31 protein-coding genes are annotated in these 25020 nt (G+C 65.5%); 18 read left to right on the top strand and 13 right to left on the bottom strand.

The genetic code is table 11. The features are described 5' to 3' along the window. Positions 1–74: 74 nt before the first annotated feature. Positions 75–752, bottom strand: a complete 678-nt coding sequence (gene purQ / locus ALTAJ2_RS12080; RefSeq protein ID WP_007107896.1) for a phosphoribosylformylglycinamidine synthase I — start codon at positions 750–752, stop codon at positions 75–77. Between the two features lie 177 nt (positions 753–929). Beyond that, a complete protein-coding gene (gene purS, locus ALTAJ2_RS12075) occupies positions 930–1181 on the bottom strand; it encodes a phosphoribosylformylglycinamidine synthase subunit PurS (RefSeq protein ID WP_007107897.1) in 252 nt (83 codons plus the stop codon). A gap of 304 nt (positions 1182–1485) precedes the next feature. Here purS and ALTAJ2_RS12070 point away from each other — a divergent pair, with 304 nt between their 5' ends. The 3 genes from ALTAJ2_RS12070 (at position 1486) to ALTAJ2_RS12065 (ending at position 3200) form a co-directional block, all read left to right on the top strand. Beyond that, a complete protein-coding gene (locus ALTAJ2_RS12070; protein ID WP_049899710.1) occupies positions 1486–2436 on the top strand; it encodes a formyltetrahydrofolate deformylase in 951 nt (316 codons plus the stop codon). A 258-nt stretch (positions 2437–2694) separates the two neighbouring features. Beyond that, positions 2695–2826 (top strand): hypothetical protein, encoded by a 132-nt coding sequence (locus tag ALTAJ2_RS20290; protein ID WP_275039497.1) that lies wholly within the window; start codon positions 2695–2697, stop codon positions 2824–2826. Further along, the gene (locus ALTAJ2_RS12065) at positions 2823–3200 is read left to right on the top strand and encodes a metal-dependent transcriptional regulator (protein WP_007107900.1); all 378 of its coding nucleotides are present in this window, start codon (positions 2823–2825) and stop codon (positions 3198–3200) included. Before ALTAJ2_RS20290 ends, ALTAJ2_RS12065 begins: the two co-directional genes overlap by 4 nt. A gap of 39 nt (positions 3201–3239) precedes the next feature. On the opposite strand, the gene dpsA is transcribed toward ALTAJ2_RS12065, so the two are convergent. Further along, on the bottom strand, positions 3240–3785 hold the full coding sequence (gene dpsA / locus ALTAJ2_RS12060) for a DNA starvation/stationary phase protection protein DpsA (protein WP_007107901.1): 546 nt from the start codon (positions 3783–3785) through the stop codon (positions 3240–3242). A 145-nt stretch (positions 3786–3930) separates the two neighbouring features. On the opposite strand from dpsA, the gene ALTAJ2_RS12055 reads away from it, so the two are divergent. After that, on the top strand, positions 3931–4950 hold the full coding sequence (locus ALTAJ2_RS12055; RefSeq protein ID WP_007107902.1) for an LLM class flavin-dependent oxidoreductase: 1020 nt from the start codon (positions 3931–3933) through the stop codon (positions 4948–4950). A gap of 12 nt (positions 4951–4962) precedes the next feature. Here ALTAJ2_RS12055 and ALTAJ2_RS12050 read toward each other — a convergent pair whose 3' ends face one another. The 3 genes from ALTAJ2_RS12050 to ALTAJ2_RS12035 all read right to left on the bottom strand — a co-directional run bounded on the left by ALTAJ2_RS12050 (position 4963) and on the right by ALTAJ2_RS12035 (position 8505). Continuing rightward, complete coding sequence (locus ALTAJ2_RS12050) at positions 4963–6654, bottom strand: bacterio-opsin activator domain-containing protein (protein WP_007107903.1); 1692 nt, start codon at positions 6652–6654, stop codon at positions 4963–4965. Further along, complete coding sequence (locus tag ALTAJ2_RS12045) at positions 6651–7115, bottom strand: response regulator (protein ID WP_007107904.1); 465 nt, start codon at positions 7113–7115, stop codon at positions 6651–6653. Before ALTAJ2_RS12045 ends, ALTAJ2_RS12050 begins: the two co-directional genes overlap by 4 nt. A gap of 526 nt (positions 7116–7641) precedes the next feature. Next, the gene (locus tag ALTAJ2_RS12035) at positions 7642–8505 is read right to left on the bottom strand and encodes a VOC family protein (RefSeq protein WP_007107906.1); all 864 of its coding nucleotides are present in this window, start codon (positions 8503–8505) and stop codon (positions 7642–7644) included. A gap of 1304 nt (positions 8506–9809) precedes the next feature. Here ALTAJ2_RS12035 and ALTAJ2_RS12030 point away from each other — a divergent pair. The 10 genes from ALTAJ2_RS12030 to ALTAJ2_RS11985 all read left to right on the top strand — a co-directional run bounded on the left by ALTAJ2_RS12030 (position 9810) and on the right by ALTAJ2_RS11985 (position 14795). Next, positions 9810–10664: a GNAT family N-acetyltransferase gene (locus tag ALTAJ2_RS12030; RefSeq protein ID WP_049899713.1), complete on the top strand. Its 855-nt coding sequence runs from the start codon at positions 9810–9812 to the stop codon at positions 10662–10664. 211 nt (positions 10665–10875) lie between these two features. Further along, on the top strand, positions 10876–11262 hold the full coding sequence (locus ALTAJ2_RS12025; RefSeq protein ID WP_007107908.1) for a hypothetical protein: 387 nt from the start codon (positions 10876–10878) through the stop codon (positions 11260–11262). 62 nt (positions 11263–11324) lie between these two features. Beyond that, positions 11325–11675, top strand: a complete 351-nt coding sequence (locus tag ALTAJ2_RS12020; protein WP_007107909.1) for a hypothetical protein — start codon at positions 11325–11327, stop codon at positions 11673–11675. An 87-nt stretch (positions 11676–11762) separates the two neighbouring features. Next, positions 11763–12041: a ubiquitin-like small modifier protein 1 gene (locus ALTAJ2_RS12015; protein ID WP_007107910.1), complete on the top strand. Its 279-nt coding sequence runs from the start codon at positions 11763–11765 to the stop codon at positions 12039–12041. Between the two features lie 68 nt (positions 12042–12109). After that, the gene (locus tag ALTAJ2_RS12010; RefSeq protein ID WP_007107911.1) at positions 12110–12319 is read left to right on the top strand and encodes a hypothetical protein; all 210 of its coding nucleotides are present in this window, start codon (positions 12110–12112) and stop codon (positions 12317–12319) included. Between the two features lie 91 nt (positions 12320–12410). After that, positions 12411–13199 carry an AzlC family ABC transporter permease gene (locus tag ALTAJ2_RS12005; protein WP_193365034.1) on the top strand — a complete coding sequence of 263 codons (789 nt, stop codon included), beginning with the start codon at positions 12411–12413 and terminating at the stop codon, positions 13197–13199. Then, positions 13189–13509, top strand: coding sequence for an AzlD family protein (locus tag ALTAJ2_RS12000; protein WP_081603321.1), 321 nt, complete (start codon positions 13189–13191; stop codon positions 13507–13509). The genes ALTAJ2_RS12005 and ALTAJ2_RS12000 overlap by 11 nt, the downstream gene beginning before the upstream one ends. A gap of 61 nt (positions 13510–13570) precedes the next feature. Beyond that, positions 13571–13831, top strand: coding sequence for a hypothetical protein (locus ALTAJ2_RS11995; RefSeq protein WP_007107914.1), 261 nt, complete (start codon positions 13571–13573; stop codon positions 13829–13831). Continuing rightward, on the top strand, positions 13832–14233 hold the full coding sequence (locus ALTAJ2_RS11990) for a hypothetical protein (protein WP_007107915.1): 402 nt from the start codon (positions 13832–13834) through the stop codon (positions 14231–14233). Between the two features lie 109 nt (positions 14234–14342). Next, entirely contained in the window at positions 14343–14795 is a 453-nt protein-coding gene (locus tag ALTAJ2_RS11985; RefSeq protein WP_007107916.1) for a pyridoxamine 5'-phosphate oxidase family protein, read from the top strand. A 48-nt stretch (positions 14796–14843) separates the two neighbouring features. Here ALTAJ2_RS11985 and ALTAJ2_RS11980 read toward each other — a convergent pair whose 3' ends face one another. After that, entirely contained in the window at positions 14844–14993 is a 150-nt protein-coding gene (locus tag ALTAJ2_RS11980) for a DUF7560 family zinc ribbon protein (protein WP_007107917.1), read from the bottom strand. Between the two features lie 155 nt (positions 14994–15148). Then, a complete protein-coding gene (locus ALTAJ2_RS11975) occupies positions 15149–15808 on the bottom strand; it encodes a helix-turn-helix domain-containing protein (RefSeq protein ID WP_007107918.1) in 660 nt (219 codons plus the stop codon). Positions 15809–16053: 245 nt separating this feature from the next. On the opposite strand from ALTAJ2_RS11975, the gene ALTAJ2_RS11970 reads away from it, so the two are divergent. After that, entirely contained in the window at positions 16054–16440 is a 387-nt protein-coding gene (locus ALTAJ2_RS11970) for a winged helix-turn-helix domain-containing protein (protein ID WP_006187115.1), read from the top strand. A 147-nt stretch (positions 16441–16587) separates the two neighbouring features. Here ALTAJ2_RS11970 and ALTAJ2_RS11965 read toward each other — a convergent pair whose 3' ends face one another. From ALTAJ2_RS11965 to ALTAJ2_RS11950, 4 genes are all read right to left on the bottom strand, one after another. Beyond that, on the bottom strand, positions 16588–17184 hold the full coding sequence (locus ALTAJ2_RS11965; RefSeq protein WP_007107919.1) for a YIP1 family protein: 597 nt from the start codon (positions 17182–17184) through the stop codon (positions 16588–16590). Positions 17185–17430: 246 nt separating this feature from the next. Continuing rightward, complete coding sequence (locus ALTAJ2_RS11960) at positions 17431–19356, bottom strand: aldehyde ferredoxin oxidoreductase family protein (protein ID WP_007107920.1); 1926 nt, start codon at positions 19354–19356, stop codon at positions 17431–17433. Positions 19357–19614: 258 nt separating this feature from the next. Then, positions 19615–19803: a DUF1328 family protein gene (locus ALTAJ2_RS11955; protein WP_006187118.1), complete on the bottom strand. Its 189-nt coding sequence runs from the start codon at positions 19801–19803 to the stop codon at positions 19615–19617. A 108-nt stretch (positions 19804–19911) separates the two neighbouring features. After that, complete coding sequence (locus ALTAJ2_RS11950; RefSeq protein WP_007107921.1) at positions 19912–21801, bottom strand: bacterio-opsin activator domain-containing protein; 1890 nt, start codon at positions 21799–21801, stop codon at positions 19912–19914. A 104-nt stretch (positions 21802–21905) separates the two neighbouring features. On the opposite strand from ALTAJ2_RS11950, the gene ALTAJ2_RS11945 reads away from it, so the two are divergent. Then, positions 21906–22097 carry an HVO_0649 family zinc finger protein gene (locus ALTAJ2_RS11945; protein ID WP_006187120.1) on the top strand — a complete coding sequence of 64 codons (192 nt, stop codon included), beginning with the start codon at positions 21906–21908 and terminating at the stop codon, positions 22095–22097. 414 nt (positions 22098–22511) lie between these two features. Further along, on the top strand, positions 22512–23876 hold the full coding sequence (locus tag ALTAJ2_RS11940; RefSeq protein WP_007107922.1) for an autotransporter outer membrane beta-barrel domain-containing protein: 1365 nt from the start codon (positions 22512–22514) through the stop codon (positions 23874–23876). A 62-nt stretch (positions 23877–23938) separates the two neighbouring features. On the opposite strand, the gene ALTAJ2_RS11935 is transcribed toward ALTAJ2_RS11940, so the two are convergent. Continuing rightward, positions 23939–24502, bottom strand: coding sequence for an NUDIX hydrolase (locus ALTAJ2_RS11935; RefSeq protein WP_007107923.1), 564 nt, complete (start codon positions 24500–24502; stop codon positions 23939–23941). Positions 24503–24699: 197 nt separating this feature from the next. On the opposite strand from ALTAJ2_RS11935, the gene ALTAJ2_RS11930 reads away from it, so the two are divergent. Continuing rightward, entirely contained in the window at positions 24700–24975 is a 276-nt protein-coding gene (locus ALTAJ2_RS11930) for a PadR family transcriptional regulator (RefSeq protein ID WP_006187123.1), read from the top strand. The last annotated feature ends 45 nt before the right edge of the window (positions 24976–25020 follow it).

The raw sequence follows: 25020 nt of genomic DNA, 5'->3' as shown, positions 1-25020 counted from the left end.
TCACGAACTGAGTCGCCGTTGTTATCGTTCACAGATTCGGAGAAAAATCGTTCCTGGGACCTCACACGGTTGAATTACCGTTCAAGGCCGCGCAGGATGCCCTGCCCGTCGGTCGGGCCGACGTCGGGCAGCGTCGCGCGCTCGGGGTGGGGCATCAACACCGCGACGGAATCGCGGTCGCCGAGGATGCCGGCGACGGCGTGCTTGGATCCGTTCGGGTTCGCCTTGGGGGTCGGGTCGCCGTTCTCGTCGCAGTATCGGAAGAGGATGCGCCCCTCGTCTTCCAGTTCGGCCAATCGGTCGTCGGTGATCTCGTAGCGGCCCTCGCCATGCGCGATCGGAATCTCGATGATCTCGCCCTCCTCGTAGGCGGCGGTCCAGGGCGTGTCCGCGCGCTCGACGCGCAGGGAGACGTGTTCACACTGGAAGCGCGCGCTCTCGTTGGTCGTGAACGCACCCTCGGTGAGCCCGGACTCACAGCCGACCTGAGCCCCGTTACAGACGCCGAGGACGGGAACGCCGTCGGCTGCGGCCTCGCGAACCTCGGTCATGATCGGCGAGCGGGCCGCCATCGCGCCCGCACGGAGGTAATCGCCGTAGGAGAAGCCGCCGGGGAGAACGACGCCGGTCACGTCCGCGGGGAGGCCGTCCTCGTGCCAGACGATCTCGGCATCGATCCCGAGGTGTGCCAGCGCGCGCTCGGCGTCACGATCGCAGTTCGAACCGCCGAAGCGGACGATCGAGACCGTCACAGGCGACACCCCCTGGTGTTTCGGCCGGCGGGCTCGGTCGTCGTGATCGAGACCGTCACAGGCGACACCCCCTGGTGTTTCGGCCGGCGGGCTCGGTCGTCGTGATCGAGACCGTCACAGGCGACACCCCCCGGTGTTGCGACCGACGGTTTCGATCGGTATAGTAGCAACCGTCATCTACCGTTCGGCGACCTCCACGTCGTAGTCGTGGATGGTCGGGTTCGCCAGCAGTCGTTCCGCCATCTCGTCGGCGCGCTCGCGCGCGGCGGCCACACCGTCGGCCTCGAGATCGACCTCGAAGCGGTCGGCCGACCGCAGGGCCTCGAGTTCGAAGCCCAATCGCTCGAGGGCTTGCTTCGTGGTCTCGGCCTCGGGGTCCAGTACGCCCTGTTTGAGTCGAACGGTCACCGTCGCGGTATAGGCGGTCATTACCTGTTACCCCGTAACCGTGCTCAAAAACGCTTTCGCCTTGTCTCCGTAATACACGTTCGTGGATACTGGTGGGCCACGCAGCGTCGAGTAGGGCTTGGTCGGTCCGAACGGACGGTCGTCCGACCTGAACTGATCACTACTTTCATTGCGACTGACGTGTGACCTCACCGACAGCCATGGCGGAGGACGAACCGAATGCGGGGTATTCGCACGCGCCTCTCCGGAAAGCAGGACTTTTAGCCGCCCGTAGACTGCAATCCGTCGTGATGAATCGCAATTCGCTCGAGCGGAGGTGGCAGCGTTGACGACCGACGTAACCGAAATTACGGTCATCGGGGACGACGACACCGGATTAGTCGCGAACGTAACCAGCCTCCTGTTCGAGCGCGGAGTCAACATCGAGGACCTCGATCAGGCGGTCCGTGACGGCGTTTTCCGGATGTATCTCGCCGTCGACACCTCCGAAATGGTCTGTACCGAGGCAACGCTTCGGGAGGACCTCCGCGACCTCGGCGACGACCTCGGACTCGACGTCCAGGTCCGCTTCCCCGCCGACCGCGAGACCCAGCAGATCGCCGTCCTCGTCACGAAGGAGAGCCACTGCCTCGAGGCCCTGTTCGAGGCCTGGGCCAACGACGAACTCGGTGCGGATATCGGCGTCGTCATCGGCAACCACGACGACCTGCAACCGCTGGCCGAACACTACGACGTTCCCTTCCACGATATCGGCGACGAGGGCGGACAGCAAAACGAGGACGAACTGCTCGAACTCCTCGGGGAGTACGACGTCGATCTGATCGTCCTCGCGCGATACATGCGCATCCTCAGCCCCAACGTCGTCTTCCGCTACGAGGACCGCATCATCAACGTCCATCCCTCCCTGCTCCCGGCGTTCCCCGGCGCGGAGGCCTATCGACAGGCCGTCGAGGAGGGCGTTCGAGTCGCGGGCGTCACGGCCCACTACGTCACGACCGACCTCGATCAGGGGCCGATCATCACCCAGCGCGCGTTCGACGTCCCCGGCGACGCCGACGTCGCGGAGATGAAACGCCGCGGCCAGCCGCTCGAGGCCAGCGCGCTGCTCGAGGCCGTCCAACTGCACCTGAACGGCGATGTCTCGGTCCACCGCGGTCGGACGTCGGTCCGGGAGAACGGCACTCAGTACCAGCTCGGACTCCCCGACGAGATCGACAAGGTCACGCCGGACCGGCCGGTCGACGGGATCGGGAGCGCGGTCGCCGACGATTCGTAATACCGCCGGAGAGGGCCATTATGACCCGATCGGCGGGCGGCCGGTGATTACCTCGGAGGCCGCTCGATGTGACTGTCGGCCGATTCCGTCTCGCCGCCGACTCACGCTCCGCCGTACCCACTGTCCCGATTTTCACACCGATCGGACGGCCCTCGGACGGGCAAGTGTACAGCGACGGGTAGCGGTTCCGATGGCCGTGAGTCGTCGGGGAACCGACTAGCCGCAACTACTTTATTGTTTTAGGCAAGCCTAAAATCCATGGACGACGATCTGCCAGGGGATCGCAAGCCGACGCGGTCGCCCGTCGCTCCGTCGCTCGTCTCCCGTCTCGACGCGTCCCGCGAGGACCGCCAGCGATCCGGCCGCGATCATCCCATCTGGCGCGCATGACGGACGCGTCTCAGTACTTGCTCGTCTGTTATCTCGCCGCTCGAGACGGCGGGGAACCGGTCGCACCGGGACACGTCGCGGACGAACTCGATCGGTCGCCGGCGGTCGCGACGGAAACGCTCCAGCGACTCGAGACGCAGGGGTATCTCACCTACGAGCCGTACGAAGGGGCGACGCTCACCGCGCAGGGACGGGAGACGGCCGCCGACCTGTACGAAACCTACCTCGTCCTCTCGACGTTCTTCCGCGACGTGCTCGATCTTGCGGAGCCCGACCGGGAGGCGATGGCGCTCGCGGGCAGCGTTAGCTCGCTCGTCACCGAACGGGTCGCCGAAACGCTGCTCGAGGACGACGACATCGACGTTTCCGCCTGATTACCGTCGTCGAGAACTGCAGTAGAGAGACCGCGGCCGTTAGTTCGTCGCCGACTCGAGGACGAGCGTGTCGTCCTCGAGGTAGTGCTCGATGTGGTGAGTGTGTTCCTCGATGGTCTCGAGTTGCTCGCGGAGCATCTGTGCGGTGGCGTGGTCGCCCAGTCCCGCCGTGAGCTCGATGTGTTCGCGGTAGCTCTCGATGATGTCGCCCATCATCTCGAGGTCGTTCGCGAGCGACGTCCGGATGTCGTAAACGTCCTCGTCCTCGGGCTCGACGGTGGCGTTCTCCGCCAAGGTCGTCATGTTCGCGTGCGGGACGCCGCCGAGCGCCTGGAGGCGTTCGGCGAGGTCGTCGGCCGCCGCCTCGACGTCCTCGTAGACCTCCTGAAGGAAGACGTGAACGTCGAGGAACTCCGCGCCTTCGACGTTCCAGTGGTGCTTGTGGAGCTGGTGGTAGAGGACGTACGCGTCCGCGAGGTCGCGGTTCAGCGCCTCGACGATCTGCTCTGCCTTCTCGGGCTCGAGCCTGAGCGCGTTCTCCTCGACGGTACCGGCTTCCTGTTGGACGGTCTTCTGCGTATTCATCACAGCTAGTCCATGGAGTCTCGGACACATATAACTTTTCAATTCAATAATATTTTTTCGTGCGACCTAAAATCGGTTCGCCGTCGATGTTCGCCTCGCGTGGGAGATCGAACGGCTATTCCGCGCTCGATTCGGAACGGCCGGTATGGATCTCTCGATCGTGGATCTCGCGCCGGTCCCGGAAGGTGGTACCGCGACTGATGCCTACGAGAACACCATCGAACTCGCGCAACTGGCCGAGGATCTCGGCTACTCGCGGTTCTGGATGGCCGAACACCACGGCATGGCCGACTCGATCGCGAGTACGACCCCGGAAGTCCTGATCGCGCGTCTCGCAGCCGACACCGACGAGATCCGTGTCGGGTCCGGCACGGTTCTGCTCAATCACTATCAGCCATTCAAGGTGGCCGAAACGTTCGCGTCCCTCGATGCGCTGGCTCCGGGCCGCATCGACCTCGGACTCGGCCGGGCGACCGGCATCCCCGCCGCCGACCGGGCGCTGGGAACCGATCGCCAGAGCGGGGACCCCGACGCGGACCACGCCGAAAAAATCGAATCGACCGTCACCCACCTCCACGACGGGTTTCCGGACGAGCACGCGTACGACGACTTGACCCTCCCTCGCTCGGCCGACAGCGTCCCCGAACCGTGGGTTCTGGGATCGAGCCCCTCGAGCGCCGAAATCGCCGGGCAGCTCGGCCTCCGCTACTGTTTCGCCGGGTTCATCCGGCCGTCCCTCGCCGAGCGCGCGTTCGAAACCTACCGGGATCGTTTCGACCCCTCACCGCTCGGCGCGGGGCCCGACGAACCCGAGGGAATGCTGGCGATGAACGTCGCCTGTGCGGACACCGACGACGAAGCGGCCAGACTGCGCGCGACTGCCGAAGCATCGTACAAGCGGCTGCGACGCGGCGTCGTCGGCTCGCCCCCGTCCGTCGAGGCCGCGATCAACGAACTCGGCGGTGTCCCGGAGCCGACGCCGAACCCGCTTCCCGACGGCGACTGGCCCCGTTCGATCTCGGGGAGTCCGGAAACCGTGCGCGACCTGCTCGAGCAACTGACCGACCGGGTCGGGGTCGAGGACGTGATCGTACAGAACATCATCGCCGATCACGACGACGTGTTGCGCTCGCACGAACTCCTGGCGGACGGTGTCGGGCTCTGAAACTGGCCCCCGCTACTCGCCGAAGACGGAATTGAAGAACTTCCGTTCGGCGGTCCGGAGGTGCTGGTTGAACGTCGCCGGTGCGATCCCGAGCCGATCGGCGATCTCCTCGCCGGTGCTGCCCCGCGGCCAGTCGAAGTAGCCCGCGAAGTAAGCCGTCTCGAGCGCCGCCCGCTGTTTCTCGGTCAGGTCCTCCTCGAGGACCGACGCCGACCCGGAGTCGCTGCGCTCGCTGCGTTCGGTGGTCCGCTGGGCGAGGTAGGTGATGTCGTCGCGCTGGTTCCTGATGAGTTCGATCATCTGTCGGGTATCCCGGCCGCGCGGGAGTTCGACGACGAAGCGAAACTCCCCGTCGGCGATCGTCGCCGAGGCGACGCGACCGCCGTGGGTCGCGATCGTCTCGAACAGCGAGACGGCCGCGGGCGCGACCAGTTCGAACTCGAGGTCGTCGCGCCTGACGGAGAGGAACCGCACGTCGTCGATCCCGTCGGTGTCGTCGATAGCGTCGCTGAACGCCTCCTGTGAGATGCCGTGTGCCGAGCCGTAGGCCAGCAGCGCATCGTCGCCGCCGACCAACTGCTCGAACGCGATCGTACACGACTCGGTCGCCGAGAGTTCGACCAGCGGTTCGGCCATCGCCTCGACGCGGAACTCGAGTTCGACCACGGCGTCGCTGACCAGTGCGTCCCTGCGTTCGATCGCCGTGATCGCGTGGGCGATGATGTCGCCGATCCGGGCGAAAACCCCGGTCTCCAGACCCTCGAACGCTCGTGGCGACGACGAGTACACGTTCAACACGCCGTAGACGAGGTCTTCGTGGATGAGCGGGATCGCCGCCGACGACCGGTAGTTACGGGCACGCGCCTGCTCTCGCCACGGTCCGAACCCGGGATCCGTCCGGGCGTCGTTCATGACCTGCACCTGTCCGGTCCGAATGGCCGTTCCGGCCGGCCCGCGTCCACTCTCGTCGTCCTCGGCGACGGAGACGTCTATTTCATCGAGGTATCCGTCCTCGACGCCGGCCGCTGCCTTCGGGACGACGCGGTCGCTCCCGGGATTGACGCCCCCGATCCAGGCGAAGCGATAGGCGTCGGACTCGGCGAGCCGATCGCAAACCTCCTGTTCGAGTTCCGCCCGCGTCTCGGTCGTGATCACCGCGTGGGTGATGTCGTGGCCGATCCGGTTGAGCCGGTTGAGCGCCTCGAGATGCTCGCGCTGCTGGCGGCGCTCGCGCTCCTGACGGGCGCGTTCGATCGCGTGGTGGATCGTCCGAACCAGCAGTTCGCTCGTCACCTCGTCTTTGACGAGGAAGTCCTGTGCGCCGCGTTGGATCGCCTCGACGCCGACCTGCTGGTCGCGGACGCCGGTCAGAACGATGATCGGCGTCTCGTCCGTCTCCTCGTGAACCCGTTCGAGAGTCGCCAGCCCCTCGCTGTCGGGCAGGTTCAGATCGAGCAAGACGATGTCGGTCGGCTCGGTATCGACCATCTCGAGGCCGTCCTCGAGGCGCGTTTCCCGCGACATTTCCGGCGTCTGTCCGGTCGATTCGATGGGACTGACTCGCTGGGCGAGCTCTTCGGTATCCCGGAGCATCTCCTCGATCAGCCGGGCATCGCCGGGGTTGTCCTCGATGAGGAGGACGCGAAGCGTGTCGGCGGTCTCCCCGTCCCGTTCCGTCTCGGTCCGGGCGTTCGTCTCGCTCATGACGAATCACCCTCCGGCGGAAGCCGAACGACCGAGAACCAGAACTTCTCGAAGGCGCGGACCGTCTCGATGAATTCGTCGGGATCGACGGGCTTCGTGAGATAGGCGTTCGCATGGAGTTCGTAGGATTTGACGACGTCTTCTTCCGCCCGCGAACTCGTCAAGACGATTACCGGAATCGATCGCAGCGCCGAGTCCGCCTTGAGTTCCTCCAGGACCTCTTCGCCGTCTTTCCCGGGTAGATTGAGGTCCAGAAGGATGAGGTCCGGGCGCGGTACGTCGGCGTACGGCCCCTGCCGTCCGAGGAAGTCCAACGCCTCGGTCCCGTCGGAGACGACGTGCAGGTCGTTTTCGATCCGGCCCTGCTTGAACGCTTCCTTGGTCAGACGAACGTCGCCGGGGTTGTCCTCGACCAGCAGGATCTGTGCCGGCTCGGCCCGAAAGCTGTCCGCGTCACTCATTGCTCTGGGAATCCGCGTCGGTCGTGCCGGTCGCTCCGAGGGGCGTCGTCGCCTCCGGGACGGCGGGCAGTTCGACGATCCGTGACGGAGCGCGATTCCGGTACCGGCGGACGCCACGCGGCCGTGGAGCCGCTCGATCACCCGGCAGACGCGATCGTGTCCACTCGGCTCGATCTCGGTCCCTCGATCGCGTACCGAACGCAGCCATGTTTCCCCACCGTTCTCCGCGACTGCGGATATATGTGGGGGGCCGTCGCCTGCGGGGCCACTCGAGGTCGGTCCTGCGATCGACGGCCTCCTGACACCGGCTCCGAGAGCGGAAGTGGGCCGACGAAGGATCGGTGGCGGCCATAGTACGATTCGAAAGGCGATCAGGCGGTGTAAACCTAGCGCCGAATCCGATCGAAACGAACACTCACGTCGCGATAACGGTCGCGATCGACGACCTATCGCTCGCTCGATCAGTTCGTCGATCGGCTCGTTACCCGTCGGACACGCTCGCCCGAGCCGAACGGAAGCGACGGCGTCAGTCGACTGCCCGCAGTCGAATCGCGATCCCGTCCGGGTCGGTGAATTCGATACCGTCGTCGACCGCAGTGACCGACACGCCGTCGCCGACCAGCCGCGTCCGAACCGTCTCGACGGCATCCGCGGCCGGCACGAGGAGTTCGACCCACTCGAGACCCAGTCCGCCGTTCGGTATCGAGCGCCGATTCCACGTGTTCACCCCGACGTGATGGTGATAGCCGCCCGCCGCGAAAAAGCACGCCCCCGATCCGAAGGCCATCGAGACGTCGAACCCCAGCGTCTCCGCGTAGAACGCTCGCGCGGCCTCGAGCGACGACACCTCGAGATGGACGTGGCCGAGGGTCGTCCCGTCGGGGACTGGTTGTGACCCGGCCGACTCCGTCGTGTCGTCGGCCGCAGCAGCGAGGGCGGCGACATCGAGTGGATCGCCGGTCGCCCGGATCGAGCCGTCCTCGGTCCGCGGCCACGCATCCCGCGGCCGGTCGCGGTAGATCTCGACGCCGTTGCCCTCGGGATCGGTACAGTACAGCGCCTCGCTGATGCCGTGGTCGGAGGCTCCCGTGAGCGTCCAGCGGTCGCGCAGCCGCGCTACGGCGCTCCCCAGCGCCTCGCGCGAGGGGACCCTGAACGCGTTGTGATAGAGCCCGGTTTCTCGCTCGCCGCGTGGTTCGGCGTCGGGGTCCTCGTACAGGACGAGCAGTGGTGTCTCGGCGACGCCAAGCGTTGCTCCCGTCCCGTCTCGGTGCTGGACGCGGAGCCCGACGATGTCGCGGTAGAATTCGATCATCGCCGCCCGATCGGCGACGGCGAGTGCGGTCCGTCCGAGGCGAGTGTCGTCCGGCAGCGACGGCGGTCGGCTCATACGCACCCTACGGGAGCGAGTTCCGTAAGTGGCTCTTTCGGACGCCGAACGCCTCGAGAGCCCAGTTGGTGTGTCGTTACTGCACATCGACTTCCGCGTCGGACTCGTCGACGAGGCGAAGGTCCGTCCTCAACGCGACGCTCGTACGCCGCATAGAAGTCATGCCGACGCCCGTCGGCCCGAAGCGGAAAGCCGGGTCCGGCCGGTCGTCGTCCAGCGACTCGGCCTCGGTGCTGTTAAACGACGCCGGGGCGGTTCCGGTAGTTCCGAAACGGCCCCTCCAATTCGATATCGCAATATGAAGTTTATCGGTGTCGGTCGAGCCTATTTCATCCGGGACGACGGTCCGGCCACCGTTGCGGCCGTATAGCGAAGCGAGACGACTGGCGAACGCTATCGGAAACCGAGCCGGACTGTCGAAACGCGGCCCGTGCCGTGAGACCGAGGAACGACCCCGGGGAATAGGCCGATTCGACTCGAGTTCGGTGCCGGTGTCGCGTGACGGCTCCCGGCGTCGGACGACCCGATCCGCCGCCGTCGGATCGAACCCGTGTCGATCCGCTCGGCGGCGAATAGATCGCGGCCCGGCCGCTGCTCGGCGTGCCCCGCAGAACCGTCGGACAGGTGATCGTCCCGGGAATACCGACGGAGGCTGTAGTCCGGCGGCTCACTGCCGGAGTTTGTGGCGGAGATACGGCCACGCCACGGGCCTGGAACTGGAGCAGCCCACGCGACTGTGGACGGAAGGCTCGTTGACGACGCGCAACCGACGGCCGTCGTCGAAAAAACGGTACTGGGTGTCACACCGGTCCGCATCGCCGATCCGAGCCGCCGATCATCGGTGGCTGCCTGGCACGACAGAACCGGGGTTCGACCCTCGAGATCGGCCTCGTCGATCGGTCTCGGCAGCTCGTCGAGAGTGCTGGTCCGACTCGGTCCGGCCCCGATAGTCGGCGCGAGTGTGACGGGACGAGGGCGAGCGTTGTCGCCGGACAGTGAATCGAAGCGACTGACCGCGTTTGTGGTCTCGATAGCCGGGGCCACCCCGGTTCGGGACGGGCGCGACCCTCGTCTCCCGCCGTACTGCGTGATAAATTGTATGGGGCGATATGATCCTCGGCCGAACTCGAGCACACGACGGACCGACGAAGCGAACTAATCGGATATTGTCCGGGTGCGACGGGCACGAATGCGGTTCGAAACGGTTCGAGATCGGCGAGCAATCGGTCGCTTCGGTGTGGCGGGTCGTGAGCGGGGCTCGATACGGATCGCATACTAATACCGGCAGTCGGTGGCGGAGTCGTATGAGCATGTATCCGACGGACTCGTTCGAGACCGACGTCCAGCGGCGCGTCTACGAGTACGTCGAGCGTAACGGTGCCGTCACGGCGGCCGAACTGGCCCGCTCGATCGAAATCGACGACGGCCGCGCACACTCGAAGCCCGCCCGGTCGGGGACCTACACCGACACGATCGCGCCGGAGCCGAACGAACTCCGATCGTGTCTCGAGGCGCTGCAAGCCGACGGCTATCTGACCGAAGTCGACGGGAAATACCGGCTTGCGCTCGAGGCGACGACGACCGACGTGGACTGCGAGGACGGCGTCGTCACCATCCGGCCGGCCCGCGAGGAGGATCGAGAAGGTGTCGTCGAGACGATGCGGACGGTCGCCGACGACGGGACGTACGTCGTCGCCGAGAACGTCGCGACGGAACTCGAGCGCGAGTCCGCGCTCGTCCGGGCCAACGAGGAGCGCTCGCGGGTCTTCTTCGTCGCGGTCCGCGGGGAGCGGCCGGCAGACGAGGAGACGACAGGCGAGACGGCGGACGATTCGGCGGCCTCGGACGACGGCGACGTAGTCGGGTGGTTGCACGTCGACGCGCCGGAACACCCGTCGCTTCGCCACACCGCGGAGGTGACCGTCGGCGTCGATCCCGCCGTCCGGCGACAGGGGATCGGCTCCGAACTGCTCGCGTACGGCCTCGAGTGGGCCGCGGATGCCGGCTACCAGAAGCTCTACCAGAACGTCCCTGCGACCAACGAGGCGGCGATCGAGTTCCTCGAGGAGAACGGCTGGGACCGCGAGGGCGAACACGAGGGGCAGTACTGTCTCGACGGCGAGTTCGTCGACGAGATCATGCTCGCGACGTGGCCCTGACCAGAGACGCCGACGGGAATCGGGTGTCCCGACCGTCCGCCCCGCCACAGGTGGGCCACCGCATATCGTCTTCAGCGCGAGCGGGACACGAGGGTGTCCGGGTTGCTGGTCGACAGCTGTCCAGTGGCTGATACGACTGCCGAGTGTTGTCTCGCCAGCGGACCGAGCGAACCGGGACATTTTCTTGCCAGACCAGCCCATACCGAAGCGTATGGAGGATATTTCCCTCGGCGTTCCGGAACCGATACTCGACCGACTGCCGGCCGACGACGAGACCGTGGCGGCGGACATGCAAAAGGCGGTCGCGGGCTGGGAGACGCAGTGCAATCGAATCCTCGAGGAAGCCGACGACGAACGCGAGGCCGCCGGGAAACTGCTCGAGGCGATCGATCGGTTCGAGGAGCGGTACGAGACCTACGACGCGTTCGTCCCGGAACTGCGAGCGTGGGGACAGTCGCCGATCTACGCCATCGCGTGGCGGACGCTGTACGCCGACGTGATCGCACAACTCCACGACCACGACGACCTGGGCGAGCACCTCGACCGGGAGCGGAACGCGCGGCTGGTCGAGGACGGGATTCGATTGCAGGACCTGTAAGCGTCCGCAGCCGAGCGGTCCTCGAGCCAAGCGTTGAACTACTGGGCCGGACTAGCGGGGGTATGGAATTCGCTGTGTCCCGGACGGGAACGACGCTGGTCACGCTCCACGGCGGCTCGGAGACGACTGCCAGTGACGAGGCGGCGGCGACGCTCGCGGACGCGTTCGAGACCCTCGCCGCCGAGGGAGCGATCGCCGACTGGGAAATCGGGGACACGGACGTCTACGAGCACCCGACGGGTCCGTTCGATCCGTACACGATCGCACTCGAGTTTTCGGTGACGGTAACCGTGGCGGCCGACGACGCCGACGACGCGGTCGAGCGCGGCGCGAGCGCGATCGACGCAGCGCTCACCGACGCCGACGTTGACGTCGTCTCGTACACGTCGTCGGCGACGGCGTCGGCGGTCTGAACCGAGTCGGCCGGGTCGTCGGCTCGACTCACGGAACTCGACCGCTCCATCGCTCGAACTTATGTCGTCCGGACACGAGTATCGAGTATGGAAATCGATCTCCGGTTCTTCGCCACGTTTCGGGACGCCGTCGGGGAGAAGGAGCGAACGCGCACGGTCGCCGACGACGCGACCGTCGGCGACGTCCTCGCTGCCCTCGAGAACGAGTACGACGGCCTCGAAGGGCAGTTGCTCGAGGACGGGGCGGTCCGACCGCAGTTGAGCGTGTTGAAAAACGGTCGCAACGTGGTCCACATGACGGGCGTCGACACGTCGCTCGAGGCGGGCGACGTCGTGTCGGTGTTTCCACCGGTTGCCGGGGGGTAACGCCGGGGGCACGGCTCGCGCCGCTTACGGCCCCGGTTATTTTTATCAGCACAGGACTAGTATCAGGCATGCTCGATACGGTCGTCGAACTGGTAGCCGAGTTGGGGTTCGACTGGCTCCTCGAGCGCAACGACCGCCGGACGCTGACCCAGCAGTTCTGTCTGTTCCTGGGACTCGTCTTCGGGTTGATGGCGGTCGCCGTCGCCGTCGTCAACGGGCCGGCGTACGGCATCGCGTTGGGACTCGTCGCGCTGGGACTGTTCTACATCGGCCTGTGACTGGCGGCCGATCGGGCTAGGAGTCGGTCTCACTGCGGTGTCCGGCGTCGATTTCGAGAACGCTTTAGGCCTCGTTCAACTCGACACGAACGTGACGGAAACCGACGGGGACGATGCGGAGTACGATTCCGGCGGCGCTGCCGCTCACCCGGACGACGCGCCGGTCGGTGAGGCCTCGACGAGCGACGGCGCCGGGACGATCACGTTCGACCGATCGGGGATTCGGGCCGGCTTTCTGACCTGTCTCCCGGTCGCGCTCGGCGTCGGCGGATACGGGATCGCCTTCGGAATGCTCGCTCGTCGGGCCGGGCTGAGTGTCGCCGAGTCGGCGCTGATGAGCGCCACGGTACTCGCCGGTGCCGCCCAGATTATCGCCGTGGAACTCTGGGCGGAGCCGATTCCGGTCGCGGCGATCGTCATCGCGACGCTCGCGATCAACCTGCGCTACTCGCTGATGGGCGCGGCGCTGGGTCCCTGGCTCGGCCGCCTCTCGCCGCTGCGGAGCTACGGCAGCCTCCTGGTGATGGCCGACGAGAACTGGGCGTTGACGATGCGCGAACTCCAGTCCGGCAGCGGCCGCGGCGCGTTCCTGTTGGGTACCGGCATCGCGATGTGGGTCTTCTGGGTCACGTCGACGATCATCGGGGCGGCCGCCGGCGGCGTGATCGGCGATCCGGCCAGCTACGGCATCGACTTCGTCCTCGCTGCGGTCTTCGTCGCGCTCGCCACCGAACTCTGGGAGGGGCGGTCGACGCTCGTCCCGTGGCTCGTCGCGCTCGCAACCGCCATCGTCGCCGCAGCACTGGTCCCCGGCCAGTGGTACATCCTGCTCGGCGGCTTCGCGGCCGCCGCCGTCGAGGTGATCCGCCATGATGGGTGAGGGTGCCCTCGCGCTCGATCCGCTGGTCGTCGGCGTCGTCCTCGCGATGGCGCTCGTGACGGCACTGACGAAAGTCGGCGGGCTCTGGCTCCTGCGCCGAATCGAGGTGAGCGAGCGTCTCGAGGCGGGACTGTCCGTGTTGCCGGGTGCGATCGTGATCGCGATCCTCGGGCCGGAGCTGGCGGCCGGCGGCCCCGCGGAGTGGGGCGCTGCGGGCGTCGTCTTGCTGGTCATGTGGCGGACGGAGAGTATCCTGCTGTCGTTGTGTAGCGGCGTCGGGACAGTGGTCCTGTTCCGGGCGATCGCGTAGCGCCACTGCGTGGCGGTACCGATGAACGCGAATTTATCCGTTCGGGTGCCCAACGACCGGTATGGGAACCCGTATCGAGCGCTCCTTTCGCGGCATCTCCGAACGGCTCGTCGTTCGCTATCTCACGAATCTGGGCGGTGAACGTGTCGCTGAGGAGACCGTCGCGGGCGACGGCTGGACGGCGACGTTCTCTTCCGAATCGGTCGCCATCGGCCCCTCGCTGACGCTGACCGAGGTGACGATCGTCTTCGAGGGCGACGAGGACACCCTCGAGTCGCTCGTCGAGCGGTTCGCGCAGAAGGCGATGCGTGCGGGTGGGTAGATGGCGGGCCAGCCGATCGAGGGACAGATACTCGTGCTCACGGCCGCCAAGGCGAGCGTCCCGCCGACCCGGTTGCCCGATCTAATCGAGCGCACACAGGCGGTGCTCGCGCCGAAACGCGGCCGGTACCGTCGGGAGCACGAACGCCTCCACGCGACCGCCGACCGGGAAGTGTTCCTCGTCGACCGAGGTCACTGGACGGAGATCGGCGCGGAAGTCGGGGGAAGCGACCGCGACCTGTCGGCGATTCGCCGTGCACACGAGGAACAGGTGCTGCGGATCGGCCGACGAACGGGCCGGGAAGGCGAGTTCGAGACGGCCCTCGAGATCCGGGACCCGGTCGTAATCGGGACGAGCGGGACCGAGGCACGCGGCGACCGACACGGACCCGAACGCGAGTGATCGAGACGGCGACGGCCCGACGCGGTGCGCGATGGCACCGCAACGGCGGTCCTCGCGGTCGATGACAACTATAAAGATCGTGTTTCACCTTTGGGGAACCACCCAGACGATGGCTATCGACCAGGAAACCGAGATGACCGACGCGGAGATCGACGACTTCCTCAGTCGTCACGAGACGGGGGTGTTGTCGCTCGCACGCACGGACGAACCCTATGCGATTCCGATCTCGTACGGTTATGACGACGACGATCGAGCGTTCTACATGCGGATGGTATCGACGCCGGAGAGCGAGAAGCGCCAGTTCCTCGAGTCCGAACCCGACGCGCGCCTCGTCGTGTACGACGAAGCCGGCTCGGCCTACCGGAGCGTCATCGCGACCGGAGCCCTCCAGAGCATCGAGCCGTCGGCGCTGACGCCCGACGAGATCGCCCAGTACGGTGATGCAAAGCGGCCGCTGTTCGAGATCTGGGCCGACGGAAAGGACGCGCTGGACATCGAACTCTACCGACTCACCCCGGCAACGCTCAACGGACGGCGGACGGAAATCGACCGCGAGGAGTGAGACGCGGAGACCGAGACGCGAACGGAATCGATCGCGATGGGAGCGGGATCAGTTCGTCTGCTGCTCCGCGACGAACGCCGACGGCGTGACCGACGCTCCACAGACCGGGCAGCCGTGTGATAGCGTGGCCTCACGCATCGATTCGTTGACCTCGATTTCCTGCCCGCACTCCGGGCACGTGAACTCGTATCTACTCATGTCAGGGGTGAGCCGCGTGAAACTTCGACTGTATACCGTATAGCTGTGTGTCCAGTATATATAGGGTTGCGGTTCGATTCCGGTTCCCGATAGGTCCCGTTACGTTCATAGGGCTCGAGTCACCCCGTCCCGAGTCCGAGCCCGGTGGCTCGCCGCTATTCGTGATCGAGAATCGCGTCGAGTAGCTTCGTCTGGGCCGCCGCGAGGTGTTCGGTGAACGTCGTCCCGGTGATTCCGAGTTCGGCGGCGACTTCGCCGGCGTTGGCTCGCTTGGGGTGCTCGAAGTAGCCCATTCGGTGGGCCGTCTCGAGGACTTCGGTCTGGCGATCGGTCAGCGTGCTCCGGTCGACGAAGACGAGGTTTCGGTCGTCGTGGTCCTGCTGGGACTGGAGCAGTCGCTGGACGTCGAGGGTCGCGTAGCGCTCGCGCAGGTCGCCGATGATGGCCTGGAGCGCGTGCATATCCGGCGCGTGGAAGGTCAGGTACAGCGCCGCTCCCTGCGTACGGATGTCGACTACCGGGCAGTCGTGTGTCTCGATACACTCGCAGGGGCAGCCGCGGTCGAGGTCGCGCTCGTATCGGTAGACCGCGCTCGAGCCGTAGGAGAAGATCGGTGACAGCGCCGCGTCGACGTCGAACTCGTCGGGATAGCTGTCGGCCTCGAGCATGAACTCCTCGGTCACGCGGTCGGGCGCGGACGGGTTGATGCTCCGCGAGACGGAGTTGACCCGTCCGCTCGTCTCGGCCGAGGCCTGTGCGACGACGCAGTCGGACGGGTCGTCGATCTTCACTTCCGCACGAATCCCCGAACCCATTACTCACTGCTGGGAAGGCCGGCCCCCTAAACCCTGTGCCCGAGACCTGCGAGCGGGTCGATCACGACGACCGGTACGCGAGCGGAGAGCCATGCCGCGGGTGCCGTGACCAGCCGTCGGGGTCGCTCTTCCGTCGAAGAAACACGCGGGGCCGGCGATCCAAAACACGCGACCCTATATAAAGTGCCCTGTATTTATTGGGAGTCATTACGAGGGGGTTGGGTCGATACTAGGAGGTACAACAGATGTCCGCTACGAACCCCGACGCTCGGAAACACGGATGGCAAACCGACGAATCGACCGATCCGAAGGCGGTCCTCGCCGCACTGGACGACGACGCCTGTCGAGCCATCCTTGAGGCGACGACCGAGAAGCCCCTGACGGCGACGGAGGTTTCCGAGGAGTGTGACATTCCGATGTCGACCGCATACCGAAAAGTCGAGATGTTGACCGAGGCCGATCTGGTCGACGAGAAGGTGCGGATCAACACCTCCGGCAAGCACGCGACCGAGTATTCCAAGAGTTTCGACGACGTGCTCGTCTCGATCGACGACGGCAGCGTCGCGATCGAACTGACCAAGCCCGACGCCGAGGCCGACATCGGATCGACCTACGCCGTTGCCGACGACTGATTCTTCGTCTCGCCGCGAACTCCCGTCGCCAGCACTGGTCCGGTCCGAGCGTCGCTGATAGAGCGGGGAAGACCGATCGACGCTATTCGAGCGCCGTTTCCGTGTCAGCAGCCGCGTTCGGCGAGACTCGAGCGACAACCGACGGGTCTACACGACGATCCCGAGCAGGGACATAGCCGGCCGTGGGCCGGGCTGTGTGCCCAAATCGAGGACGAACGCGGCGATGATAGCTGCGATAACGACGGTAACAAGAACCATGAATATTACCGGAAGGAAGAGCGCGGCGATCGCAGCCTTCCCGGTCGAAATGTCATGAAACGCCGACAGGGCTTTGATCTGTAGGTAGAGGCCGTATAGTCCGAGCGCGAGGTTCACCAGGGGAACCCACCACAAACAGTACCGAACGACGGTCGGGAACGCGTACGCTTCGAGCGTTTTCGAGACGCCACGTGCACCGAAGAGGTACGCACACCCGTGGGCGAGCAACGCCTCGATGAGCCCCTGAATCCAGTACACGATGCCGAGTCCGAGAAAGAGCACCAGGCCGATCGCCGCCTCGGTCGGTGACGCGATGTTCAATACCGCAACGAGCACCCCAAACGGAAGCATGACGGCGAGATACGAGAGCAGCATGAACGCGATCGGGTAGGCGATTCCGTGGGTTTCGTTGTACGCCGAGAAGAACGTTCCCGGGTCCTTGATCATGTAGCCGTTCACTCCCTTCCATTCTTTCAGCAGACTCATACAAGCAGATATGAATCGGATTATAATAATGTATCGGAACCACCCATTCACCAACTATCAATCCGCTAACCACCATATGCAATGAGGTATGTGTGGTTAATAGAAATAACTGATCCCAGATATGTATTGGATATTAGACCGATAGTCCCGTCCCGAACGGTCGCTTCGAACGGTACGATCGACAGTCATCAGTCCGTGATCCGTCAATCGAGACGGACGCCGAAATCCGAACGCCGCCGGCCCGAGTCAGTCGTCGCTCGGTGCGGCCGCACCACCCTCGCTGCTGACGCCCGTTCCCGGCCCGAGGTCGATCCCGAGTTCGTCGAGTTTCTCGTCAGGAACGACGCCGTCGACCCAGCCGCGGTGGTCGTAGTACTCGTCTTTCATCTCGTCGAGTTCGCAGTACTCGCCCTCGCTGGCACCCTGGCCGCGGATACCGTCCTCGAGGAAGCGCGCTGGCAGCGAGTCGTCGCTCCCGTCGAAGCCGTTCAGGTTGTTGTAGTACCGTTCTAAGTTGTAGATCCGCTCGCCGGCCTCGAGCAGTTCGTCCTCGGTGACGTCGCGGCCGGTCATACCGTTGTACTGCAGGACGTACTCCTCGATGCCTTCGGCGAAGGCGTTGAACTTGCAGATGTCGAACGAGTCGCTGATGGCGTGGAGGTCCTGGAACTGGGCGGTGAGTTCGCCTTTCCCCTCGTACTCGTAGGGATCGACCTTCTCGGGGACGCCGAGGATTTCGGCGGCGGGCGTGTAGCCCCGCAGGTGGCAGGCCCCGCGGTTCGAGGTGGCGTAACCGATGCCCATCCCCTTCATACAGCGCGGGTCGTAGGCGGCGATGGTCTGGCCCTTGACCGCCAGCGAGTTCTCGTGGGCGTCCTTGCGGTCGGCGACCCGGCGGGGACCCTCGGCCAACAGGTCCGCGAACTCGTCCTCGCGGCGGGCGATCCGCTCGATCATGTCGATCATGGTCTCGGTGTCGCCCCACTCCAACTCGCCGACGCCCTCGAGTTTCCCCTCGTCGGTCATTTCCATGGCCATCGCCATCATGTTCCCCGCATCGATGGTGTCGACGCCCATGTCGTTACAGCGCTCGAGCATGAGCGCGATCTTGTCGCGGTCGGTGTGACCGGAGTTCGGGCCGAGCGCGTACGCCGACTCGTACTCGTAGGACTCGGTCCGGACGTTCATCTCCTCGCCTTTGTGCATCGCGGTCACCTCGACTTCCTTCTTGCAGGCGACCGGACAGGAGTGACAGGTCGGCTCGTCGACGAGGATGTTTTCGCGGACGTTCTCGCCGGAGACGCGTTCGGCGTCGATGTCGACGCCCTCCGCGTCGCGCATGCTTTCGGTCGAGGTATACTGGCCGTTCTTCGTCGGGAGGCCGTCCATCTCCTCGCCGATGTTCATCAGGACGTTCGTCCCGTACATCGAGAGGCCGCCCTCGTTGGGCGCGGTGACCTCCGACTCCTGGATGGCCTGCATCGCCTGCTGGTGGCCCTCCTTGAACGTCTCCGGATCGGCCGGCTTGGGCATCTTCGTGGTCGATTTGACGACGACCGCTTTGAGGTTCTTCGACCCCATCACGCAGCCGGTGCCGCCCCGTCCCGAGGCCCGGTCGTCCTCGTTCATGATGCAGGCGTACTTGACGCCGTTCTCGCCGGCGGGTCCGATCGCCATCAGCGAGAGGTTCTTGCCGTACGACCCCTCGAGTTCCTCCTCGAGTCGGTCCCGCGTCTCGTGGACCCCCACACCCCAGAGGTGGGAGGCGTCCCGCAGTTCGACGGTCCCGTCCTCGACGTAGGCGTAGACCGGCTCGTCGGCCTCGCCCTCGAAGCATAGCCCGTCGAAGCCGGCCCACTTGAGCCGCGCCCCCGACCAGCCGCCGTGGTGACTGTCGGTGACGGTCCCGGTCAGCGGCGACTTCGTGCAGACGGCGATCCGACCGCTCATCGTGACCTGCGTGCCCGACAGCGGTCCGTTCATAAAGGCCAACAGGTTGTCGGGGCCGAGCGGATCGACCGCCGGTCCCTGGTCGAAGACGTACTTTACCCCGAGCCCCCGCGCACCGATGTACTTCGCTGCGTCCTCGTCGTCGATCGACTCGTACGCGATCTCCCCGTCCGAGAGATCGATGCGGGCGACCCTGTCCTGAAATCCGCCGAGTTCTGTCATAGTAACCGTTCGTTCTTGTATACGGCCGCCATCGTGTTAGTCGTTCTCAGCACTCTGTAATCGAAACCGGTTACGTAGTCGGCAGCGGTGTCGCGGTTCTTATCGCGCGACGGAATCGACGACGGCTCGAGACGGACGATCGGCCGCGCCGGCAAGGACTGCGGAACCGTAACCGGCGATGGCCGCCCGTACGAGCCGACCGACGGGCGGGCGAGTGGTCCGCCGGCGAGGTTCCGGTTGCGCTCGGCGCCAGGGCGATTACAACAACAGCGCGACCACCGCGAGGATGATAAAGATCAGCACGAAGATCCGTGCGATCTCCATCGAGATCCCGGCAACGCCGCGGGCACCGACGGCGGCGGCGACGATCGCGAGGACGAAGAAGATGATCGCCCAGTACAGGAACCCACCGCCGCCCATCTGCAGCGGAGTTGCGAACGCGAACATAGCACCGTCTCCCACGACGAGCTATATAAACCTCGGCGACCGTCCGTGGGCGTTCTCGGTGCGACGGCGCGGCTACAGGTCTCGAGCCGTGACGGTCACTGCGGGCAGCTACGCATCCCCGAAGAAGGCTCGACACAGTTTCGCCTCGGCCGTCCGCAGGTGTTCGTGGAAGGTCGGGCGGGAGACGCCCATCGACTGGGCCAGTTCCTCGCCGGTCGTCGGCCGCGGCCACTCGAAGTAGCCGCCGAGATACGCCCGCTGCAGCGCGCCGAACTGACGATCGGTCAGCGCCTCCTCGAGACGGGCGGCGAACTCCTGGCGGGTCTCGCCGTCGGGCTCGCGCTGCTGGAACGAGCGGACGTCGGTGCCGTCGTAGCGGTCCTCGACGGCCTCGACGACCGAACGGACGTTCGCCGAGCGCGGAATCTCGAGCGTGACGCGTGCGCGGCCGGCCTCGGCTTCGATGGCCTTCGTGCGGACGCCGCGCTCGGAGAGCCAGCCGACGAGGTCCTCCCCGCCGGTCAACTCCACGAGACACTCCTCGTCGCGCTCGACGACGATGCGACAGTCGGCGTCGGCCAGGTCGTCGGCGGCGGCGGTGATCTCGTCGGCGCTCGCGCCGGTAACGGTAAACAACGATGCCGTCTCGTCGTCCGTTCGGTGAACCGACCGGCTGTACTCGAGACGACAGTCCGCCGCCGAGAGGGCGACCGGCGCGAGGGCGCGATCGGTCACCTCGAGTTCGACGGCGACGACGGCGTCGGTCGCGAGCACGCGGCTCGTCTCGCGGGCGTTGACGCCGCTGGCGACCGCGCGGGCGAGCGCGGAGAGGATCACTGTTTCGCGGTCGTCGATCGGTCGTTCCGTCCGTATCGTCACCACGCCGTACTCGATCCCGTTGTACGACAGCGGAAACGCGGCACGCGTCAGTCCGTCGACGGTATCGACGGCCGGCTCGGTCGTCGCGAGCGCCTCGGCGGCGGGGTGGCCGGTATCGGTCGCGACGGTCCCGCCGTCGGGTCCGTCGCCGACGCTCGAGCGGACTTCGACCGTCCCGGTCGCGGGGTTGCGCTCGCCGATCCAGACCCCGTCGTAGGCGTCCTCCGCGGCGATCCGCGCACAGACCTCGCGCTCGAGTTCCGACCGGTCGGTCGAGCCCGCGACGACGGCGGTGACGTCCTGAATGAGCCCCTGGACGCGATCGAGAATGTACTGGAGTTCCTCGGTCTGTCGCTCGAGCGCGAGTTCGGCCTCCTTGCGCGCGGTGATGTCGTTCTGGAAGCCGACGTAGTTGGTCACGCGGCCGTCCTCGTCCCGAACGGGGGCGATCGTGACCTCGTTCCAGAACTCGGTGCCGTCCTTGCGGTAGTTCTTGAGTTCGACGGTGACGGGCCGGTCCTCGTCGATGGCCGCCGCCATTTCGGCGATCGCCGCCTCGTCGGAGTCCTCGCCCTGGAGGAACCGACAGTTCCGGCCGACGACCTCGTCGAATTCGTAACCGGTCATCTCCTCGTAGGCCTCGTTGACGTACACCAGCGGGTTGTCCTCGCGGTCCGGATCGGAGATGGTGATCCCGACGGGGGCCTCCTCGAGCGCGCGGTCTTTCACCAGGCGATCGCTCGCGCCCGAGCGGGAGTCAGCCGTGCTCTCGGCAGTGGCGTCGGTACCCGTCCCCTCGCGCTCGAACGTAAGCGTCGCGCCGCTCGTGCCGCGGTGAATACGGACGCTCTCCCGGTGGTCCGCCAGGTCGACGTGCCGGGCGGTACCGACGGTCGTCTCGTTGATCGCCGTTGCGAGGTGGGTCCAGCGCGTCCCGAGCGCGGTCGCCGCTTCGCGGTCGGCGTCGCCGAGTTCGAACGCGTCGCGAGCGGCCTCGTTCGCGTACGTGATCGTTCCCTCGGTAACTGCGACGACCGGATCGACCACGTGCTCGAGGGCGCGGGCCGCCGCTGCGGCGTCGTCGACGGGGCCACCGCGCTCCGTGTCGACATCGTCCATATGCTCCCTACGGATGGCTGCCTAAGAACCGTTGTGATCGGTCGACGGTCGAGCCGGGAACCCGACGGAACAATGTTATATAGTGCCACGGTGTACAATAACATATGTCAGTGCACCGGTCACCGTTCGAGCGACTCCGCGAGAAGTTCGACGAGTCGGAACTCCGCTGTCCGGCCTGCGGATACGTCGACACGGAGGGTGGGTGGCGCGTCACCACCTCGGGTGGGCGGGTCCGCTATCAGTTCGTCTGTCCCACCTGCGACGCCGTCGAGACGCGAGAACTCCGACTCGGGTAACGGATCCGCCGAATCCGACACGGATCGCGATGGGTACCGCCCGCGTGGCCACAGCCCCGACCGTCCCGGGGTCCGGTCGGCAACGACGAGCGTCCGGTCCCGCCCGGACGGGTTCGGGACTCGGCAGCCGGTGCCGTTTCGTCACGAAAATCGATACTTTGCGTTCCGAGGGGACGGTAACGGATCGCTGCGGAACCGATCGACGCCCGTCTCGGACCCGGCCGGCCGTGCGACGTGAGACTCGCGATACCGGCTGTCGGGTCCGCTCGGCTCCGGCGGACGTTCCAGTCTGACGGGGGATGGACGGGAGCGGCCGTAACCGCTCGGTCCCGTGCCCGAAACATCTATTTTCCCGTCGGTAATTCCGTAACAGTCAGCCCGTTTTAGCCCCGCGACGATCCTACCCCGGCGCGCATGGTTTCACGATCGCAGCACATCGGCGTCGCGTTCGTCGCGCTGCTGGTTCTGCTCTCGGGGGGTCCCGCCCTCGTCGGTGGAGCGACCACGGACACAGCCGCGAACGACGCCGGAGACATGGGCGACACGAGCGCAACGCTCGAGAACGTACAGGTCAGTACGCTCGAACTCGAAAACATAACCGTCGAAAACGCCACGATCGAAGAGCTCAGTGTCCAACAACTGGACATCCAGGACAGCGAGCAGCTCGAGGAACTGAACGAGTCGGCGGGCAACCAGTCCGCGGCCAACGACTCCGCAGCCGGTAACCAGTCTGCGACCACCGGCGTCACGATCTCGAACGTCTCCCTCGAGTCGCTCGCACTCGAGAACGTCTCGATCAGCGACCTCGAGACGGACGGTGACATCGGCGGTGCCAACGAGAGCGAGGGCGACAACGAGAGCGCTGCCGCGACCGACAACGAATCGGCGACCGGCATCGAACAGATGCTCGGCGAGGACACCGATACCGTGGCGGTCCAGAACATGACGATCGAGTCGATGAACGTCGATCAGTTGACGATCGAGGACCTCACCGTCGAGGACGGCAACGGAGGGTTCCTCTCGGGCATCTCCGATTTCATCAGCGGCCTGTTCGGCGGTGACGGCGATGGCGCTAGCGAGACGAACGAAAGCACCGCCGACGAGAACGAAAGTACCGACGAGGTGAACGAAAGCACCGAGATGATCGAGTCGCTGACCGTCGAGGAGTTCGATGTCGATGAGGTCACGTTCGAATCGATGACCATCGGCACGCTCGAACAGGTCGACGACGGGGAGACGGCCCAAGAAGTGAACGAAACGGCTGACAACGAATCAAACGCGAGTAACCAACTGGACGGAATATTCAACCAGACGGACGACAACGAGTCAGAGGACGGTAACCAGACGGACGGAATATTCGACGGGACGGCCGATAACGAGTCAGAGGACGGTAACCAGACGGACGGGATATTCAACGAGACGGCCGACAACGAGTCAGAGGACGGTAATCAGACGGACGAAATAGCCAACGAGACGGCCGATAACGAGTCCGAAGATGCCAACGAGACGACTGACAACGAGACGACCGAAACTGCTGTAGACGATACCGAGATGACCGAGGGCGAGACGATTTCGTCGCTCTCCGCGAGTTCGATGACGGTCGAAAACAGCAGCGTGAGTACGGTCTCGGTCGGTGAAACTGAGGGGCTCCAAGCGGCACTCGAGCAGCAAGGCGACGACAACGCGTCGGTAACCGAAACGGGCAACGAAAGCACGAACGACACCGTCGACGGGGGCAACGAAACGGGCAACGAAAGCGACATCACCATACTCGGCTGATCGAACCGGATCGATCGCACAGCCCAGTGACGCCGGCGATATCGAATGCCGGCCACCGTTCGCTACGTCGTCCCGTCTCCGTCGTCGAAGAGTCGATAGTACGAGAGGGCAAGCACCGTCCGACCGTCACGGATCTCGCCGTCGGCCATCGCATCGGTCAGGTCGGCGAGCGACCGCGTCCGCACGCGAATGTTCTCGTTGTGGTCGAGTCGCTGTTCGGCGGTCGGCCGGCAGCCGTGAGCGACGAAGACGTGCAAGACGGCGTCCGCAATCCCGTTGGCCGGTTCGACGGTGACGAGCGGCTCCAGCGTCTCGGCCTCGTGGCCGGTCTCCTCGGCGAGTTCCCGGCGCGCTGCCGCCTCGAGATCCTCGTCATCCGGTTCGGTGCCGCCGACGGGGAGGCCGTGGCTGATCCGTGAGACGGCCTGTCGCCACTCGTCGATGCAGACGACATCGCCGTCGGGGGTAAACGGCAAGATGCAGACGCTGGCCGGCTTCGAGAGGTAGTCGAACTCGCCGTCGGAGCCGTCGGGATACCGAACGGACTCGTTAACGACATCGAACCCCGGACAGGAGTAGGCTACCCGTCGCTCGCGCGTCTCCCAGGCGAGTGGATCGGTTGGCATACCCGCCAGTACGGCGGTGCCCGTCAAAAACGCCGCGTCACGCGGGCGGACTCGACGGGAGCGACGACGATCCGACGCTCCCCTCGAGCCGCGGGCCCAGCGGGATCCTACGCGGTGCGTTCCGAGTCGCGAGCGGGACGTACCAGCTCTATAACAAAGCCACGGAGCCGTGACCGTCGTCATTCAGAGGGTGATCCATGGACCAGCTAACTGGCTTCCAGCGTGATTTGTTGTACGTGATCGCAGGGAAAGACCGACCGTCGGGGCAGGAGATTCTCGACGACATCAATAGCTACATCGAGCAGCCGGTCACGCACGGCCGGCTGTATCCGAACCTCGACACGCTCGTCGAGACGGATCTCGTCGAGAAAGGCGAACTCGATCGGCGGACGAACTACTACGCGCTGACGCCGAAAGGCAGACGCGCGTTGCAACGCCGTCAGGAGTGGGTCGATCAGTACGTCGACGTGTAGCTCCTGACCGTGTTCTTTCGATGGCGAGACCTCACAGCGCCTCGC

It is taken from the genome of Natrinema altunense, assembly GCF_000731985.1.
GTDB lineage: Archaea > Halobacteriota > Halobacteria > Halobacteriales > Natrialbaceae > Natrinema > Natrinema altunense.
The sequence above is the reverse complement of the archived record's forward strand: the minus strand, read 5'-3'. Positions and strand labels throughout refer to the sequence as shown.